16 protein-coding genes are annotated in these 15,094 nt (G+C 61.4%); 7 read left to right on the forward strand and 9 right to left on the reverse strand.

The features are described 5' to 3' along the window. Window positions 1–36: 36 nt before the first annotated feature. Both CCGE531_RS05615 and CCGE531_RS05620 read left to right on the forward strand, forming a co-directional pair. The gene (locus CCGE531_RS05615; RefSeq protein WP_120663300.1) at window positions 37–420 is read left to right on the forward strand and encodes an MbcA/ParS/Xre antitoxin family protein; all 384 of its coding nucleotides are present in this window, start codon (window positions 37–39) and stop codon (window positions 418–420) included. Further along, complete coding sequence (locus tag CCGE531_RS05620; RefSeq protein WP_120663301.1) at window positions 380–1,150, forward strand: RES family NAD+ phosphorylase; 771 nt, start codon at window positions 380–382, stop codon at window positions 1,148–1,150. Before CCGE531_RS05615 ends, CCGE531_RS05620 begins: the two co-directional genes overlap by 41 nt. On the opposite strand, the gene CCGE531_RS05625 is transcribed toward CCGE531_RS05620, so the two are convergent. Beyond that, window positions 1,137–1,583: a MarR family transcriptional regulator gene (locus tag CCGE531_RS05625; RefSeq protein WP_120663302.1), complete on the reverse strand. Its 447-nt coding sequence runs from the start codon at window positions 1,581–1,583 to the stop codon at window positions 1,137–1,139. The two genes, CCGE531_RS05620 and CCGE531_RS05625, sit on opposite strands and share 14 nt — an antisense overlap. A gap of 71 nt (window positions 1,584–1,654) precedes the next feature. Here CCGE531_RS05625 and CCGE531_RS05630 point away from each other — a divergent pair, with 71 nt between their 5' ends. Both CCGE531_RS05630 and CCGE531_RS05635 read left to right on the forward strand, forming a co-directional pair. Beyond that, complete coding sequence (locus CCGE531_RS05630) at window positions 1,655–2,380, forward strand: thioredoxin family protein (RefSeq protein ID WP_120663303.1); 726 nt, start codon at window positions 1,655–1,657, stop codon at window positions 2,378–2,380. 236 nt (window positions 2,381–2,616) lie between these two features. After that, window positions 2,617–3,393 carry a VOC family protein gene (locus CCGE531_RS05635; protein WP_120663304.1) on the forward strand — a complete coding sequence of 259 codons (777 nt, stop codon included), beginning with the start codon at window positions 2,617–2,619 and terminating at the stop codon, window positions 3,391–3,393. Between the two features lie 137 nt (window positions 3,394–3,530). Here CCGE531_RS05635 and CCGE531_RS05640 read toward each other — a convergent pair whose 3' ends face one another. Then, the gene (locus CCGE531_RS05640) at window positions 3,531–5,042 is read right to left on the reverse strand and encodes a helicase HerA-like C-terminal domain-containing protein (protein WP_120663305.1); all 1,512 of its coding nucleotides are present in this window, start codon (window positions 5,040–5,042) and stop codon (window positions 3,531–3,533) included. Window positions 5,043–5,261: 219 nt separating this feature from the next. Here CCGE531_RS05640 and CCGE531_RS05645 point away from each other — a divergent pair, with 219 nt between their 5' ends. Further along, entirely contained in the window at window positions 5,262–5,660 is a 399-nt protein-coding gene (locus CCGE531_RS05645) for a hypothetical protein (protein ID WP_120663306.1), read from the forward strand. Between the two features lie 206 nt (window positions 5,661–5,866). On the opposite strand, the gene zwf is transcribed toward CCGE531_RS05645, so the two are convergent. The 3 genes from zwf to CCGE531_RS05660 form a co-directional block, all read right to left on the reverse strand. After that, on the reverse strand, window positions 5,867–7,390 hold the full coding sequence (gene zwf, locus CCGE531_RS05650; RefSeq protein WP_120663307.1) for a glucose-6-phosphate dehydrogenase: 1,524 nt from the start codon (window positions 7,388–7,390) through the stop codon (window positions 5,867–5,869). Between the two features lie 376 nt (window positions 7,391–7,766). Further along, window positions 7,767–8,537 (reverse strand): trans-aconitate 2-methyltransferase, encoded by a 771-nt coding sequence (tam, locus tag CCGE531_RS05655; RefSeq protein WP_120663308.1) that lies wholly within the window; start codon window positions 8,535–8,537, stop codon window positions 7,767–7,769. Window positions 8,538–8,594: 57 nt separating this feature from the next. Beyond that, window positions 8,595–9,635 carry a zinc-dependent alcohol dehydrogenase family protein gene (locus CCGE531_RS05660; RefSeq protein WP_120663309.1) on the reverse strand — a complete coding sequence of 347 codons (1,041 nt, stop codon included), beginning with the start codon at window positions 9,633–9,635 and terminating at the stop codon, window positions 8,595–8,597. A gap of 310 nt (window positions 9,636–9,945) precedes the next feature. Here CCGE531_RS05660 and CCGE531_RS05665 point away from each other — a divergent pair, with 310 nt between their 5' ends. Then, window positions 9,946–10,833, forward strand: a complete 888-nt coding sequence (locus tag CCGE531_RS05665) for a branched-chain amino acid aminotransferase (RefSeq protein WP_120663310.1) — start codon at window positions 9,946–9,948, stop codon at window positions 10,831–10,833. 65 nt (window positions 10,834–10,898) lie between these two features. On the opposite strand, the gene CCGE531_RS05670 is transcribed toward CCGE531_RS05665, so the two are convergent. The 3 genes from CCGE531_RS05670 to CCGE531_RS05680 form a co-directional block, all read right to left on the reverse strand. Continuing rightward, window positions 10,899–12,137 carry an MFS transporter gene (locus CCGE531_RS05670; RefSeq protein ID WP_120663311.1) on the reverse strand — a complete coding sequence of 413 codons (1,239 nt, stop codon included), beginning with the start codon at window positions 12,135–12,137 and terminating at the stop codon, window positions 10,899–10,901. Continuing rightward, window positions 12,134–12,820, reverse strand: a complete 687-nt coding sequence (locus tag CCGE531_RS05675) for a YbhB/YbcL family Raf kinase inhibitor-like protein (RefSeq protein ID WP_120663312.1) — start codon at window positions 12,818–12,820, stop codon at window positions 12,134–12,136. Before CCGE531_RS05675 ends, CCGE531_RS05670 begins: the two co-directional genes overlap by 4 nt. 107 nt (window positions 12,821–12,927) lie before the next feature. After that, the gene (locus tag CCGE531_RS05680; protein WP_120663313.1) at window positions 12,928–13,743 is read right to left on the reverse strand and encodes a helix-turn-helix domain-containing protein; all 816 of its coding nucleotides are present in this window, start codon (window positions 13,741–13,743) and stop codon (window positions 12,928–12,930) included. Between the two features lie 191 nt (window positions 13,744–13,934). Between CCGE531_RS05680 and CCGE531_RS05685 the strand changes: the two genes are divergently transcribed. Beyond that, on the forward strand, window positions 13,935–14,279 hold the full coding sequence (locus tag CCGE531_RS05685; RefSeq protein ID WP_120663314.1) for a nuclear transport factor 2 family protein: 345 nt from the start codon (window positions 13,935–13,937) through the stop codon (window positions 14,277–14,279). Here CCGE531_RS05685 and CCGE531_RS05690 read toward each other — a convergent pair. After that, window positions 14,274–15,017, reverse strand: coding sequence for an aspartate/glutamate racemase family protein (locus CCGE531_RS05690; RefSeq protein WP_245458992.1), 744 nt, complete (start codon window positions 15,015–15,017; stop codon window positions 14,274–14,276). The genes CCGE531_RS05685 and CCGE531_RS05690 overlap by 6 nt on opposite strands. Window positions 15,018–15,094: the final 77 nt, after the last annotated feature.

A 15,094-nucleotide genomic window follows, 5' to 3' on the forward strand; every position in this document is an offset into this window, starting at 1 on the left:
AAGATGCTATATTTTTTCCTAGGAAAGGATGTGGCTATGACAATGGCACAGGCAATAGGCCAGGCAAAACCTGGCGAAGCGCTCGTCATCACCAAGGCGGTTGTCAATGCTGCCGAGCGACTGGGATTGAATGCCCGCATATTGGCCGCCGTCATCGGCGTCTCGGAAGCGACGGTATCGCGCATGAAGCGGCAGGATCATTTGCTGGAGCGCGGCAGCAAGCCGTTCGAACTGGCCGTGCTTTTCGTTCGTCTCTTCCGTTCGCTCGATGCCATCGTGGGTGGCGACGAAGCTGTGGCCCGCCAATGGCTGCGCAACGGCAATCTCGCCTTTGGCGCGGCACCCATCGATAAGATCATCTCGATTTCTGGTTTGACCGATGTCCTTGCCTATCTGGACGCCCGCCGCGCTCTCATCTGAAGCCAGGGCCATTTCCGGTCGTTACTGGCGACTGGTGGAATCGCAGCATCAGGTCTCGACGCTGAAGCTGGTCGATACGCTTGAGGAGCAGACGCTTCTCGAAAGTCTATTGGAGGAGAGCAAGCCAGCCCTGCCGCCGGAGTGCGCCGGTCTCGACTATCTGCTCGCGACTCCCTTCCGCTATGGCGCAATCTATCCGCACGGCTCTCGTTTCCGTCGCGCTGGCCGCACGCTCGGCGTTTTCTACGCTTCCGAGCAGGTGGAGACGGCCCTGGCGGAGATGAGCTTCTATCGGTTGCTCTTTTTCCGCGATTCCCCCGATACGCCGCTGCCCGTCAATGCCGCCGAATATACCGCCTTTGCGGCGGCGATCGCCACGAAGACAGCGATCGATCTGACCATGCCTCCCCTGGATCGCGACTGGCAGCACTGGACGGATCCGGTCAACTACGAGGCATGCCAGTCGCTTGGCGAGGCGGCGCGGGCCGGTGGCATCGAAGCAATCCTCTATCGATCCGTCCGGGATCCTCGGGGCGGCAGGAATATCGCGCTCCTGAGCGCGAAAGCCTTTTCTGGGCGAGAGCCGGTGGAGCGTCAGACCTGGCGCATCCGGCTGTCGCGCGTCGGCGTGCAGGCGCTCTGCGAATTCCCCCGGCGTCGCATCGGCTTCGAAAGGCAGGATTTCGACCGCGATCCGCGGTTGTCGGGGCTGCCGTTCAGAGCAGAATAGCAAGGTCGCGGCGCAAGCGGTCGCCATTGCTGTCGGGCAGCCGCTCTTCGAGGGTCGCATGCGTTGTCTTCCAGGCCGGCACGGCGGCGGCAAGCGCTGCCTTTCCGGATGGCGTGAGGCTGAGAAGGCGGGCTCTTCGGTCTTTGGGATTGGGTACGATGTTGATCCATCCGCGCCGCTCCAGCGGCTTTAAGGCCGCCGTCAGCGTTGTCTGATCTATTGCCAGCAACGCCGTGACCGATCCCATGGATGCCGGCGCCGGCCGGTTCAGGGACATCATCAGGGAAAACTGGCCGTTGGTCAGCCCAAACGGCCTCAGCGCTTCGTCAAAACGACGGGCAAGAGCGCGCGCCGCGCGCTGCACATGCAGGCAGAGGCAGGTATCGCGCACTAACAGTGTGGTTTCAAAAGGGATTTCGACCGAGTTTGACATGATTCATTAATATTGATATCAATGTATTTGTCAAGATTTGGGAATGAAAACGCCGGAGGAGGGCGCTGACAATGAACCAGGTCGTTTCCAGGGAAGTGTGGCTCGAAGCCCGCCGCCAGCTACTCGCCAGGGAGAAGGAGGCAACCCATCTTCGCGATCGCGTCAATGTGGAACGCTTGGCCTTGCCTTGGGTGAAGGTCGATAAGGATTATGTTTTCGACACGACGGCCGGCAAAAAGACGCTTGCTGATCTCTTCGATGGCCGCAGCCAGCTGATCATCTATCACTTCATGCTCGGCCCGGATTGGGAGGCCGGATGCACCGGATGCTCCTTCCTCGCCGATCATTTCGACGGAGCGCTTCCGCATCTCAGCCATCATGACGTCACGCTGGTCGCCGTGTCGCGCGCGCCGCTGGAGAAGGTGGAGGCCTACAAGAAGCGCATGGGCTGGAACTTCCCCTGGGTGTCGTCCTTCGCCAACGACTTCAACTTTGATTACCACGTCTCCTTCACGAAGGAGCAGCTTGCCGGCGAAAAGGTCTTCTACAATTTTACGCCGATGGATTCGGCTGAAGGGTTTGACGAGCTTCCCGGCCTCAGCGCCTTCTACAAGGACGATGCCGGCAATGTCTTCCACACCTATTCGAGCTATGCCCGTGGCCCCGAGGAACTGATCGGCACGCTGATGATCCTCGATCGTGCCCCCAAGGGCCGCAACGAAGACAGCACGATGAACTTCGTTCGTCGCCATGACGAATATGAGGATGCGGCGAAGGCGGATTCCTGCTGCCATTGAGGCATGTGAGGCCGCTGAATTCACGCCATGTGGTGTGGGGCTCGAATTCTTGCGCTTTGTGCCTAGTTAAGACTTTGTGCCTAGTTAAAACTTGGAGCCTGCTTGCCGAGGAACGACGGATCGATCGATTGACCATCGTTCGGCCGTCACTTTCATCGGTCATGATGCGCTTGCGCCGACATCAGGCTCAGGACGAGACGGGTGACCGCAACAATCACAATAGGGAGAGAGATACCATGGCTGAGAAGGGATATTTTGTCTGGTACGAGCTGATGACCACCGATATGAAGGCGGCCGAAGCTTTCTATACCAAGGTTGTCGGCTGGGATGCCGCAGATGCCGGCATGCCGGAAGTCGGCATGGATTATACGCTGTTTAGTGCCGGCGCAGGCCCTGTCGCCGGCTTGATGATATTGCCGGAAGAGGCAAAGGCCATGGGCACGCCGCCTTGCTGGACCGGTTACATCGGCGTTCCCAATGTCGACGAGGCGGCAAAGACGGTCGTTGCCAAGGGTGGCAAGATCTATCGCGAGCCGACGGATATTCCAAGCGTCGGCCGGTTCGCTGTCGTCTCCGACCCCTACGGCGCGGCCTTCTGCCTCTTCACGCCGCTGCCGGGTCAGGATTGGGAGCCCGCGGCGCCCGCTACCCCGGGTTATTTCGGCTGGCACGAGCTCTATGCCGGCGACGGCCCGAAGGCCTTCGATTTCTACAGCGAGATGTTCGGCTGGGAATTGAGTTCCGATTTCGACATGGGGCCGATGGGCAAATACAAGATCTTCAAGATCGGCGACCGAGACTTCGGCGGCATCATGACCAAGCCGGCAGAAATGCCGATGCCAGCTTGGAATTTCTACATCAATGTCCCGGCGATCGATGCGGCGATTACCCGCATCACCGAAGGTGGCGGCGCGATCGCGAACGGTCCGATGGAGGTTCCCGGTGGCAGCTGGATTGTCCAGGCCACCGACCCGCAAGGCGCGTTCTTCTCTCTGGTCGCTCCGGCGCGATAAAACAACACCTCCCCCTTGAGGGGGAGGTCGCTGCAAAGCGGCGGGTGGGGGTGACATTCGGACCTGCAGAGATCGTCGCAGATCACCCCACCCCGGACCTGCGGTCCGACCCTCCCCCTCAAGGGGAGGGTAGCCCTCTATCGCTTCAGGCTGCCGAGGATGCCCCGCACCAAGGCGCGGCCGACTTGCGTCGCGACCGTGCGCGCCATGCTTTTCATCGTTGCTTCCAGTATCGTCTCGCGCTGATAGCCCGAACGACGGCCGGATGGCTTGTTGCTGTCGCCGCCGAAGCCGGGCAGCGTCCAGCCATCGCCCGCGCTCTCGCTCTGCGGCGCGGCTGCTTTGCGCGCACGCTCCGCCAGGATTTCATAGGCGGATTCGCGGTCGATCGTCTCGTCATAGACGCCGGCGACCGGGCTGGCATTGATGACGGCCTGGCGCTCGGCGTCGCTGACCGGGCCGATACGGCCGGATGGCGGGCGGATCAGCGTGCGCTCGACGATCGACGGCGCGCCCTTGCCCTCCAGCATCGACACCAGCGCTTCGCCGGTACCGAGCGTGGTAATGACGGTGGCGCAATCGAAAGCGGGATTGGGCCGGAATGTCGAGGCCGCTGTCTGCACGGCCTTCTGCTCGCGCGGTGAATAGGCGCGCAAGGCATGCTGCACGCGGTTGCCGAGTTGCGCCAGCACCGTCTCCGGCACATCGAGCGGGTTCTGGGTGACGAAATAGACGCCGATGCCCTTGGAGCGGATCAGGCGCACCACCTGCTCGACGCGTTCGATCAGCACCTTCGGCGCGTCGTTGAAGAGCAGGTGCGCCTCATCGAAGAAGAAGACGAGCTTCGGCTTTTCCGGATCGCCCACTTCGGGCAGCTCCTCGAACAGTTCGGAGAGCAGCCACAGCAGGAAGGTGGCGTAGAGGCGCGGGTTCATCATCAGCTTGTCGGCTGCGAGCACCGAAACCTGGCCGTAGCCGTCGTTGCTGACGCGCATGATGTCGGAGATTTTCAGCGCCGGCTCGCCGAAGAAGTTTTCGGCGCCCTGCTGCTCCAGCACCAGCAAGGCGCGCTGGATCGAGCCGACCGAGGATTTCGAGATCAGGCCGAATTTGCTGGAAAGCTCGCTGGCATTCTCGCCCATATAGTTCAGCAGCGCCTGCAGGTCCTTGAGATCAAGCAGCGCCAGCCCGTTTTCATCGGCGATCTTGAAGGCGATGTTGAGCACGCCTTCCTGAGCTTCGGAGGCATCCATCAATCGCGCCAGCAGCAGCGGACCCATCTCGGCGATGGTCGTGCGCACGCGATGGCCCTTTTCGCCGTAAAGATCCCAGAAGATGACCGGGAACTGATCGAACTCATAAGGAGAAAGGCCGATCTCTTCCGCCCGCTTGAGCAGGAAATCCTTGGCCTCGCCCTTGACGGAGATGCCGGAGAGATCGCCCTTGATGTCGGCGCAGAACACGGGCACACCAGCCTTGGAAAACCCTTCCGCCAGCACCTGCAATGTCACCGTCTTGCCCGTACCGGTCGCGCCGGTGACGAGGCCGTGGCGGTTGCCGAATTTCAGCGTCAGGAATTCGTCCTTGTTGATGCTCTCATCCGGATTGCGGCTCGCGCCGACGAAAATCTGTCCATCCTGCTGCGGCATGGTGTCGTCTCCCCTTGGGCGGCGGCACAGCAGCCTTTTTCGGGCTGCCAGGGCCATTCATCGATTTGTCCTGACACTGTTATAAGAACTGACCGGAGCGGGGACAACCATTCGCATCATAGTTCCGCTTCTGGTAGCGTAATGACCCTCCGGCGCGGCTTGTGCCGGTTGCTTCATTCAGTTACGTTGACGTTAACGTCGTAAAGGCAGGAGGCCACAGTGAACGAAGTTATTGATCAGATCGCGACCAAAGCCGGCATCGCTCCCGACCTCGCGGAAAAGGCCGTCGGCATGATTCTCGGCTTCCTGCAGCGCGAAGCTCCGGATGGTCCCGTCACCAAGATGATCGAGTCCATTCCCGGCGCCACCGATCTCGTTGCGCAGTATAACGGCGAAGAAACCACTGGCGGTGGCGGTCTGCTCGGCGGCCTGCTCAGCGCCGTTGGCGGTGGCGGCGGCCTGATGGCTCTCGGCCAGCAGCTGATGAGCAGCGGCCTCAGCATGGGCGAAATCTCCTCGCTCGCCAAGGAGACGATCGCAACCGCCCGCCAGCATGCCGGCGACGAGGTAGTCGACCAGGTCGTCAATTCCGTCCCGGGCCTGCATCAGTTTATTTGATCGGTATTTTTCTAAAGTATGTCGCGGAAAAATACGCCGCAGTTTTGCGATAACGACATGCGAAAAATCAAGAGTTCAAAGCGCACGGAGCGAATCTGAAAGATCGCGACGCGTTTTAGATGCCAAAAAAGCCTCGTGGCGATCCCACGAGGCTTTTGCTTATGAGGAAGGGACTTGCTTCAGCGGATACCGGCCCGTTTTCTGCCCTAAACCCTTCTGCCACTCGGCGTCGCCCCATCGATCTGATGCCAGGTGCGGCCGTCGCGTTCGATAAGTTCGTTGGCGCAGGCGGGACCCGTGCTGCCGGGGGCATAAGGGTCGGGCCGGCCGCCTTCCGCCCAGAGATCGAGGAAAGGCTGCACCGCGGCCCAGCCGGCTTCGATGCCGTCGGCGCGCTGGAACAGGGTCTGGTCGCCGACGAAGAGTTCGTAGAACAGGCTTTCGTAGCCGGTCTGCTTGCCGATATCGAAATTGTCGGCATAGCGGAAGTCGAGCGAGACCGGGGCTGTTTTCAGCACCAGCCCCGGCGATTTGATGGAGATTTCCATGTCCAGCCCCTCGTCGGGCTGCACCTGGATGATCAGCCTGTTCGGCGGCAGTTCGGGGCGGGAGCCGTGGCGCGGGAATTGTGCAAAGGGCACCTGCCGGAAGGTGATGACCACTTCCGTATCGCGTGCTTTCATTGCCTTGCCGGTGCGCAGGTAGAAGGGCACGCCGGCCCAGCGCCAGGTGTCGACGAGGAGCTTCAGCGCCACGAAGGTTTCGGTGTTGCTGTCGGGCGCGACGTCCGCGGTCTCGGTAAAGGCAGGCAAATCCCTGCCGGCAATTGGGCCGGCGGTATAGGCGCCGCGCACGCCGTTCTTTCCCGCTTCTTCGCGTGAATACAGCCGCAGGGCCTTCAGCACCTTGCCTTTTTCGTTACGGATCGATTCGGCGTCGAAACTGTTCGGCGGCTCCATCGCCACCATCGCGAGGAGCTGGAAGAGGTGGTTCGGCACCATGTCCCGCAGGGCGCCGGTCGCATCGTAGAACTTGCCGCGCGTGCCGACATCGACCACCTCGGCCGCCGTGATCTGGATGTGGTCGATATAATTATTGTTCCACAACGCCTCGATCATCATGTTGGCGAAGCGCGTCGTCATGATGTTCTGGACGGTTTCCTTGCCGAGGAAATGGTCGATGCGATAGATCTGGCTTTCCGCAACATGGTTTAGAAGCCGCGCATTCAAGGCCTGTGCGGAGGCAAGATCGTTACCGAACGGCTTTTCGATCGCGATGCGGCGGAAGGCGCCGGTCGCCTCGTTCATCAGCCCGTTTTCGGAGAGCTTTTCGGCGATATCGCCGAAGAAGCGCGGCGGTACGGCAAAATAGAAGGCCGCATTGGCGCTCGGCGCATGCGAGAGGTGATCGGTGATCTCCTTGTAGACGCCATTCTGGGTGAAGTCGCCGGAGATGTAGCTGATGCGCTTGCGCAGGCTCTGCCACGCCGCCTGCCGTTCTGGATCATCCATGTCGCCGGAGGTCTTCAGGAACGATTCCAGGCGCTCCAGCAGCATGTCGACGCCGCCGGTCTCGATGCCGATGCCGAGAATGTGCAAATCCTCTCCGACAAGCCCGCTGCGGGTCATATTGATCAGCGTTGGGATCAGCAGGCGCCGGGTGAGGTCGCCGGCAGCGCCGAAAATCACGAATGTCAGGGGCGGGGCGGGCGCGACGTCGGGGGTGGTCATAGGCGCATCTCCTTCTGGCGGACATAGATCGGGCTTCTGGGCGACATCGACTATCTCCTCGGGCCTGTTGCTGTTTCAGCTCTGGCAGCTGGTGTTCTACTGCATAATTCCTTAAATCGGAATCGATTTAAGGATAAAATTATGCAGCAGATTTAAAGTGTTACAGCGACCTTTGCGCGCCACATGTGGCGCGCGGCGCTGTAGCGCGGGCAGGCGCCGGTTGTCGATGGGATCGGCACGCCGGCCAGCCTGTTTTCGGGATGGATCGGTTGGCTAGAGCGTTTCCGCTTTTCTTCGAATCACGAAAACGCTCTATCTTCTTGTTTCGCTACGCATTCCGGACGGAAAACCGCTGCGCACTTTTCCTGGAATTGCTCTAGTTTTTCACGGCAACGAGGAAAAGCCGCGGGAATCGCAACAGCACCTTGCCGTCGGCGAGCGGCGGATAGGCCTTCTCGATGTGCTTCAGATATTCGGCGGCGAAGGCATCGCGATGCTCCGCGCCGGCATGGTCGAGGTAGGGGCGCAGGCCCGTGCCCTTCACCCATTCGACGATGGCTGCCGCATTCTCCAGCGCGTGATTGTAGTTGGTGTGCCAGATATCGACCCGGGCCGACTTGCCGATCAGCCTGTTGTAATAGACCGAGGGCGCAGGCAGCGGATTGCGCCGCACGCTTTTCTTCTCAAATGTATCGCTCCAGGGTCCGTGCTTGCCGGTCTCTTCCATCATCAGATGGCTGGGTTCAGTCAAATTGTCAGGCATCTGCACGGCAAGCACGCCGCCGGGCTTCAGGCCGTCCATCAGATGATCGAGGATATCGAGATGATCGGGCAGCCACTGAAACACGGCGTTGGCAAAGAGCAGGTCCACGGGTTCTTGCGGCCGCCATGTGGCGAGATCGGCCTTGACGAAGCTCGTGCCCGGCAGACGCTTGCGAGCGGCCTCCAGCATGTTGTCGTCGCTGTCGAGGCCGGAAACGCCGGCTGCGCCATATCGTTCGGCGATCAGCTCGGTCGAGTTGCCGGGGCCGCAACCGAGATCGACGGCGCGCTCGATACGCTCCAGCGGCACCTGCGCCAGAAGGTCTCGCGCCGGGCGCGTGCGTTCATCCTCGAATTTAACATATTGGCCGGCAGACCATGCCATGGACTTATCCTCTTCGTGGATTGTCGTTTCCCCCGCTGCGCATAGCACCGGGATATATCAGAACCGTGTAATGACGCTGATGCCTTTGCCCTCGGCCTTGTCCAGCAACATGAGCGCCGGAATGGCCTCCTCCAGGCTTATCCGGCGGCCGATGAGCTTCTGCGGCGCGATCTTGCCGGCGGCGAGCATGTCGAGCATGGCATCGTAGCGCCAGGCCTGCATGCCGTGGCTGCCGTAGATCTCGAGCTCGTGGCCGATGACTTGCGCCATCGGGATCTGCGGCGTCGCATGCTCGCCAAGCATCAGGCCGACCTGCACATGCCGGCCGCGGCGGCGCAGGTTCTTGATGGAGTTGAAGCAGGTGGTGGGATGGCCGAGCGCATCGATCGAGACATGCGCGCCGCCCTTGGTGATCTCACGCACCGCCTCCGCTACGTCGGCAACGCCGGCCGCATTGATCGTCGCCACCGCGCCGCATTCGCGAGCGAAGGCGAGCTTCTCGTCGGAAATGTCGATGGCGATGGCGTTGGCGCCAAGGGCGCTGGCAATCATGATCGCCGAGAGGCCGACGCCGCCGCAGCCATGCACGGCGATCCATTCGCCGGGACGGGTCTTCGCCTGATCGGCAACGGCGCGGAAGGAGGTGGCGAAGCGGCAACCGAGGCTCGCCGCCGTCGCGTCGTCGACCGCTTCTGGCAGGTGAACGAGATTGGTGTCGGCATAGTCGATCGCGACATATTCGGCAAAGGAACCCCAATGGGTGAAGCCGGGCTGGAACTGGCTGGGGCAGACCTGCTGGTTGCCGGAATGGCATTCGGCACAATGGCCGCAGCCGGATACGAAGGGGACGGTGACGCGATCGCCGACCTTGAAGCGGACGACGCCGCGACCGGTCGCCACCACCTTGCCGGCAAGCTCGTGACCCGGCACGTGCGGCAGCCTGATATCCGGATCATGTCCCATCCAGCCATGCCAGTCGCTGCGGCAGAGCCCGGTCGCGCCAACGGCGATGACGACGCCGTCCTCGCCCGGCGTCGGGTCCGGCAGGTTACGGATTTCGGGTGTTGCCTTGAAGGACTCGTAATACATCGCTTTCATGGGAGTTCTCGCTGTTCCCTGACCTTCAGTCCCATCAATCATTTTTCCTGATGGACCCATTCGTCAAGCTATTGTTTCGACGCATGAAAATTGCGCTATGAATGCGGTATCAGGCGCTTTGTTGCAAATGAATTTTGCCGCGCAGTTTCCGCTTGACCCTGGGATTGCGCGGTTATTTGCTCTTCGCCACCTAGAGCAATTCCAGGAAAAGTGCGTAGCGGTTTTCCGTCCGGAATTGCGAGACAACAAAGAGATAGAGCGGTTCAGAGATTCCGTGAAAAGCTGAACCGCTCAAAGGGAGGAAACCACCATGTCCGTCGATACGTCGCCCCGCACCACCACCTGGACCTATGTCGAAGGAGAATGGCTTTCCGGCAATCCGCCGCTGATCGGGCCGACCTCGCACGCTATGTGGCTGGGATCGACCGTGTTCGACGGCGCGCGCTGGTTCGACGGCATCGCGCCCGATCTCGATCTCCATTGCCAGCGCATCAATCGCTCGGCTGTGGCCATGGGGCTCAAGTCAGTGAAGACGGCCGAGGAGATCGAGGCGCTTGCCTGGGAAGGCATCAGGAAATTCGATGGCAAGACGCCGATCTACATCAAACCGATGTATTGGGGCGAGCACGGTTCGCCGGGCAGCGTCGTCGCCGTCGATGCGGAATCGACGCGTTTCGCACTCTGCCTGTTCGAAGCGCCGCTCGGCGGCACCGGCGGCATCACGCTTACCGTTTCGCCCTTCCGCCGCCCGTCGCCGGAAACGGCGATGACCGATGCCAAGGCCGGCTCGCTCTATCCCAACAGCGGCCGCATGATACTGGAGGCGAGGGGCCGGGGCTTCAACAATGCGCTCGTGCGCGACATGAACGGCAATGTCGTCGAGACGGCATCCTCCAACGTCTTCATGATCAAGGATGGCATTGTCTATACGCCGGTTGCCAACCGCACTTTCCTTGCCGGCATCACACGCGCCCGCGTCATGGGCCTGCTGCGCCAGGAAGGCTTCGAGGTTCGCGAGGAAACCCTGTCCGTTGAGCAGTTCATGGCCGCCGACGAGATTTTCACGACCGGCAACTATTCCAAGGTCGTGAGCGTCAATCGCCTCGATGACCGTGAGTTCCAGACGGGGCCGATCGCCCGCAAGGCATTGGAACTCTACATGGATTGGGCGCACGGCCGCAGCGCCAGCGAGGAATGAATTTGCGGCCCCACGCGATCATGCGGAAGTGATCGCGTGGGGCAAATCATGTCGCTGCTTCGCTGTCAGCCGTCGAGCTCCGCTTCCTTCTTCGGGCTGACCCACCAGCAATAGATGGCGCCGATCGCCAGCAGGACGCAGGTTCCGAGGAACACGGCGCGCATGCCGATATGGCCGCCGACGAAGCCGCCGATGACGGGGCCTGCCACCTGGCCGACATATTGCGACGAGATGGAGAGGCCGAGGATGCTGCCCGTGGACGCGTCAGGCACATTGTGCCGGATGAGGGCCGTGATGCAGGGCAGAAGACCGCCGAGAGCCACACCCATCAGGAAGCGCAGCGCGATCAATTGCCAGGCCGAGGTTACGAAAGCCTGTGGGATCAACAAGAGCGCCGCGACGGCAAGGGCGGCCATGATGACGTTCCAATGGCCGACGCGGTCGGCGAGCTTGCCGAGCCAGGAGGCCGACAGGATGCTGCCGAGCGCCGCGGCGGCCATGACGACGCCGGAGACCATCGTCACCTGCGCCTCGCTGACGAACTGCGCGACATAGACTGTGATGATCGGCTCGATCGACATATTGGCCAGCATCAGCAACAGGCCGAGCGACAGCATGGCAAAGACAGGGCGCTTGTCCGGAATGGAGGCCCAGCCGCCGCTGGCCTTCGCGGCCTTCTTCCGAGCCGTGGATTTCTCCTCCTTGATCAGGAAGGTCGTCGCGAGAAAGGTGAAGAAGATCACGCCGCCGGCAAGCAGGAAGGTGCCGCGGATGCCGATCAGCGGCGGCAATGCGCCTCCGATCAGCGGCCCGACGAGATTGCCGGCCATGATGCCGGAGGACAGCGTGCCGAGTGCCCAGGCCGAGCGATGCTTCGGCGTCTGTGCCGCCACCAGCACCATCGATCCCGATGAGTAGCCGCCGGCAAGGCCAGTGAACAGGCGCAGCGCCACCAGCTGCCAGACATTGCCGGCCATGCCCATCAGCGAGATGGCGATCGTCATGCCGAGGCTCGCGCGTATCAGCATCAGCTTGCGGCCGTAGATATCGCCGAGCCGCCCCCAGAGCGGTGCGACGAAGGCGGCGGCAAAGAAGGTGGCTCCATAGGCGATGCCCGACCATTGCACGATCGCGGCCTTATCGGTGACGCCAAGCTCTTCGATATAGAGCGGCAGGAAAGGGAGCAGCAGCGTCATCGCCACGATCGTCGTGAACGAGCCGACGAGGCAGATGATCAGGTTCCGCATCCAATGAGCGGTTTCCGGCTCGGCTGGTGCTGCCGCATCCCATCTCGTCTCGGTCATTTCTCGGCCTTTGCATTCAATGTGTAAAACAGTTCCCGGCTGCCCGATGCCAGGATATGACCTTTCGCGGCGGCGAAGAGATCGGCGCGGGTGAAGAGATCGGGAAGGTTCAGTCGGTCGACGTCGAGCGCATAGACGGTGACGTGGTAGCTGTGGACGCGCTCGTCGTTCCAGGGCGGGCAGGCGCCCATATAGCCGCCATGCGGTCCGTCTTTCAAGTTGCCGCCGCCGGCGCCGTTCTGGCCGCGCCGTCCGCAGGCGGTGCGCTCGAGCGGCAGGCCCTTGGCTGAGGGGCCGTTTCCGTCGGTGCCTTCGGCAAGGCTGGTGCGCGACGCGGGGATATCGGCCAGCACCCAGTGAACGAATTCCATCCGCTTGAAATCCTTGGGGATGGTCTTGTCGGCCTTGTTGAACAGCGAGAAGTCCGTCGGAACGTCGGGGTCGACCATGGTCAGCGCATAGGAGCGCGTTCCCTTCGGCCCCTTTGACCAGGAGACGCCCAGGCTCTTGTTCGGCCCGGGCGCGGACTTATCGGATCCTGACGAAATGCAGGAGGCATTTTCCGGCAGCAACATCCGGCCGTTGCTTTTTGCGAACGTCACCTTGAGATCGGCCGATAGCGCCGGCGTGGCAATAGCTGCTGCGATGACGGCGGCGTTCAGAAGGTTGAGCATGGTTTTCATGATGTTGCCCTTTCGCGGTTCGCTTCCGTGAGCTTTCGAGGGGACGGTCTAGCAAATTCGCGGCGAGCGCCAGCGTACGAAAACGCTCAAAACACGGCCTAGAACGCTCACGCGCTGCGAAGTCGATGGGCAAAGCGGCGAGGCGAGCGATAGCCGGTGGCAAGGGCGGCTTCGCGCAGGGATAGCCCGTCCTCGGCAAGAAGGGTCGTTGCCAGTGCCACGCGCTCGCTCGCCAGCACCTCCCGCAGGGAAGCGCCCTCGCGCGACAGGCGTCGACGCAGCGTCGCGTTGCTCGTACCGAGTTCGGCGGCGATGAGATCCGCCGTCCACGGGCGATCCGGCTGCCAGCGCACCAGCGCACGCACCGCATCGGCTGTCGTTTCCGGTGCGCCGGGCAGGGCGCCGCGCATGCCGAGCACCATGAGGATTTCCAGGAGCCTATGCTCGATCAGCGGGATCGGCAGGTTGCCGCTGGCAATGCCTTCGCCGGCATGGCCGATGGCAGCGGCCAGCAGCGGATCAAGCTGCAGGTCGATCTGCGACGCGGTTTGGGCCGGCGGAAAGGCTTTTGCAGCCCGCCGGGTCAATTCCTCGGGAAAGGTGATGAAGATCGCCCGATAGAAGCCGGTCTGCGGATCGGGATCGTTGACGACATCGCCGCTCCAGCCGGCCGGCAGGACGAGCACCGTACCGGCCGCAAAATGCCGCTGTCGTCCCATGCTGACGATTTCCTTGGAACCTTCGAGGATGGCAACGATTGAAACCTGAGAAAAGGCCGAGCCGGCAATGCGCTCTCGTTCGCGCGTCACAAAGGTGAAAAGCGTGGAATAGCTGCCGATGCCGCTCGGCGCGACCGTCGGGCGGTTATCCTTTGCCGCCAGGCGGCGCAGCTTTTCCAATATGGGATGATGAGCCTCGGACACCGCGATGGCTTCCTGCTGTTGGGGGTGCCGCGGAGTTTGAACCAGGCGGGCGACAATGCCAAGTCCGCAAAGCGCCTTGTTGGTTCGCTCGTCTCATGTTATAAACTGATTGCAATTTGCAATCAGTTGCAAATTAACTGCTTGTGACCGGACGACCAAAAATCGTCCTGATGCAAAGGAGGAGATACATCATGAATTCTCTCGAAAATGTCCGCTGCGATGCGGTCAAACGCTTGTTTGCCGCCTATGTCGCGCAGCATCCCGATATCGTCGATCCGATGCTGACCCGGAATTTCACCTTTTCCAGCCCGCGCGACGATCATATCGACCGGAAGCGCTATTTCGAGCATTGCTGGCCGAAGGAGAAGGCCTTCCGCGATATTCACATCGAACATCTGGTCGCCGACGGCGATGACGTCATCGTCAGCTACCGCGCCGAGAAGATGGATGGCGGCAGCTTTCGCAATGTCGAGATGATCCGCTTTGCCGGCGACCGCATCGCCGAGGTCAATGTCTATTTCGGGCGGAACTTATAACGAGCAAGCCGTCGCAATTTTCGCTATCGCCGCTGCAAGGGCGGTCGCCGGGCCGGTCATCGGTCGTTCGACCTCTTCGGAAAGAAGATCGGCAGCATCGGTCATGGACGCCTGCGCGAAAGCGATCGTGACCGCGCCTTCGCCATGGGCCACCTTCACCGCATCGGCGATGCAGGAAAGGTAAGCCGCCAAGTTGCCCGCTCGGAAGTGTGTCCATGCGCCGAGAACCAGCCGAACCTCGATCTCGGCACCTGTTGCCTTTGCAGCAGCCTCGAAGAGCGCCGTCGTCGGGATGATGGTTGTTTCGACGGTGCAGAGAACGATGACCTTGCCGCCGGCCTTAACAGCCTGCTCGGCTAGCGTCGCATCCGCCCTGATGATCGGCGCTCCAGCACCGGCCGCGACCTTCGACACGGCCGGGCCGAGCGTCGAGCAGTTGAGCACGACGGCATCGGCATCCTCGGCCAGATGCCACAGGAGGGCTGCCGTTTCCGCTGAAATCTCCTCGGTCAGGCGCCCCACCTTTTCGGCGGCGAGAAGAAGATCGGCGCGGACATGATGACGCAGCGTGCCATCGGGCAATCCGAGTGCTTTTGCCGCCGCCTCATAGACGGCGATGTTGCTTTCGGCGGTGTGCAGGCAGGCGATCGTCACGGCATGTCTCGCAGGTGGCGGAAGATCCGCAAACCTAGCTTTGGCGATGCGCTTTGTCGACGTTTCGGCATTGCCTTTCGCCATGCATCAACACGTCATTTTATGCAATGAGGTAAACTTCTAAGCTGATACTATACATGATTGAAAAATAGGGCAATTTT

Origin of the sequence: Rhizobium sp. CCGE531 (assembly GCF_003627795.1) — a bacterium.
Lineage (GTDB): Bacteria > Pseudomonadota > Alphaproteobacteria > Rhizobiales > Rhizobiaceae > Rhizobium.

What these genes read in the sequence shown, in the direction of transcription:
- CCGE531_RS05615 (WP_120663300.1), top strand. Translation starts at nt 37, where the DNA reads ATGACAATGGCACAGGCAATAGGCCAGGCAAAACCTGGCGAAGCGCTC.
- CCGE531_RS05620 (WP_120663301.1), top strand. Translation starts at nt 380, where the DNA reads ATGTCCTTGCCTATCTGGACGCCCGCCGCGCTCTCATCTGAAGCCAGG.
- CCGE531_RS05625 (WP_120663302.1), bottom strand. Translation starts at nt 1,583, where the DNA reads ATGTCAAACTCGGTCGAAATCCCTTTTGAAACCACACTGTTAGTGCGC.
- CCGE531_RS05630 (WP_120663303.1), top strand. Translation starts at nt 1,655, where the DNA reads ATGAACCAGGTCGTTTCCAGGGAAGTGTGGCTCGAAGCCCGCCGCCAG.
- CCGE531_RS05635 (WP_120663304.1), top strand. Translation starts at nt 2,617, where the DNA reads ATGGCTGAGAAGGGATATTTTGTCTGGTACGAGCTGATGACCACCGAT.
- CCGE531_RS05640 (WP_120663305.1), bottom strand. Translation starts at nt 5,042, where the DNA reads ATGCCGCAGCAGGATGGACAGATTTTCGTCGGCGCGAGCCGCAATCCG.
- zwf (WP_120663307.1), bottom strand. Translation starts at nt 7,390, where the DNA reads ATGACCACCCCCGACGTCGCGCCCGCCCCGCCCCTGACATTCGTGATT.
- tam (WP_120663308.1), bottom strand. Translation starts at nt 8,537, where the DNA reads ATGGCATGGTCTGCCGGCCAATATGTTAAATTCGAGGATGAACGCACG.
- CCGE531_RS05660 (WP_120663309.1), bottom strand. Translation starts at nt 9,635, where the DNA reads ATGAAAGCGATGTATTACGAGTCCTTCAAGGCAACACCCGAAATCCGT.
- CCGE531_RS05665 (WP_120663310.1), top strand. Translation starts at nt 9,946, where the DNA reads ATGTCCGTCGATACGTCGCCCCGCACCACCACCTGGACCTATGTCGAA.
- CCGE531_RS05670 (WP_120663311.1), bottom strand. Translation starts at nt 12,137, where the DNA reads ATGACCGAGACGAGATGGGATGCGGCAGCACCAGCCGAGCCGGAAACC.
- CCGE531_RS05675 (WP_120663312.1), bottom strand. Translation starts at nt 12,820, where the DNA reads ATGAAAACCATGCTCAACCTTCTGAACGCCGCCGTCATCGCAGCAGCT.
- CCGE531_RS05685 (WP_120663314.1), top strand. Translation starts at nt 13,935, where the DNA reads ATGAATTCTCTCGAAAATGTCCGCTGCGATGCGGTCAAACGCTTGTTT.
- CCGE531_RS05690 (WP_245458992.1), bottom strand. Translation starts at nt 15,017, where the DNA reads ATGGCGAAAGGCAATGCCGAAACGTCGACAAAGCGCATCGCCAAAGCT.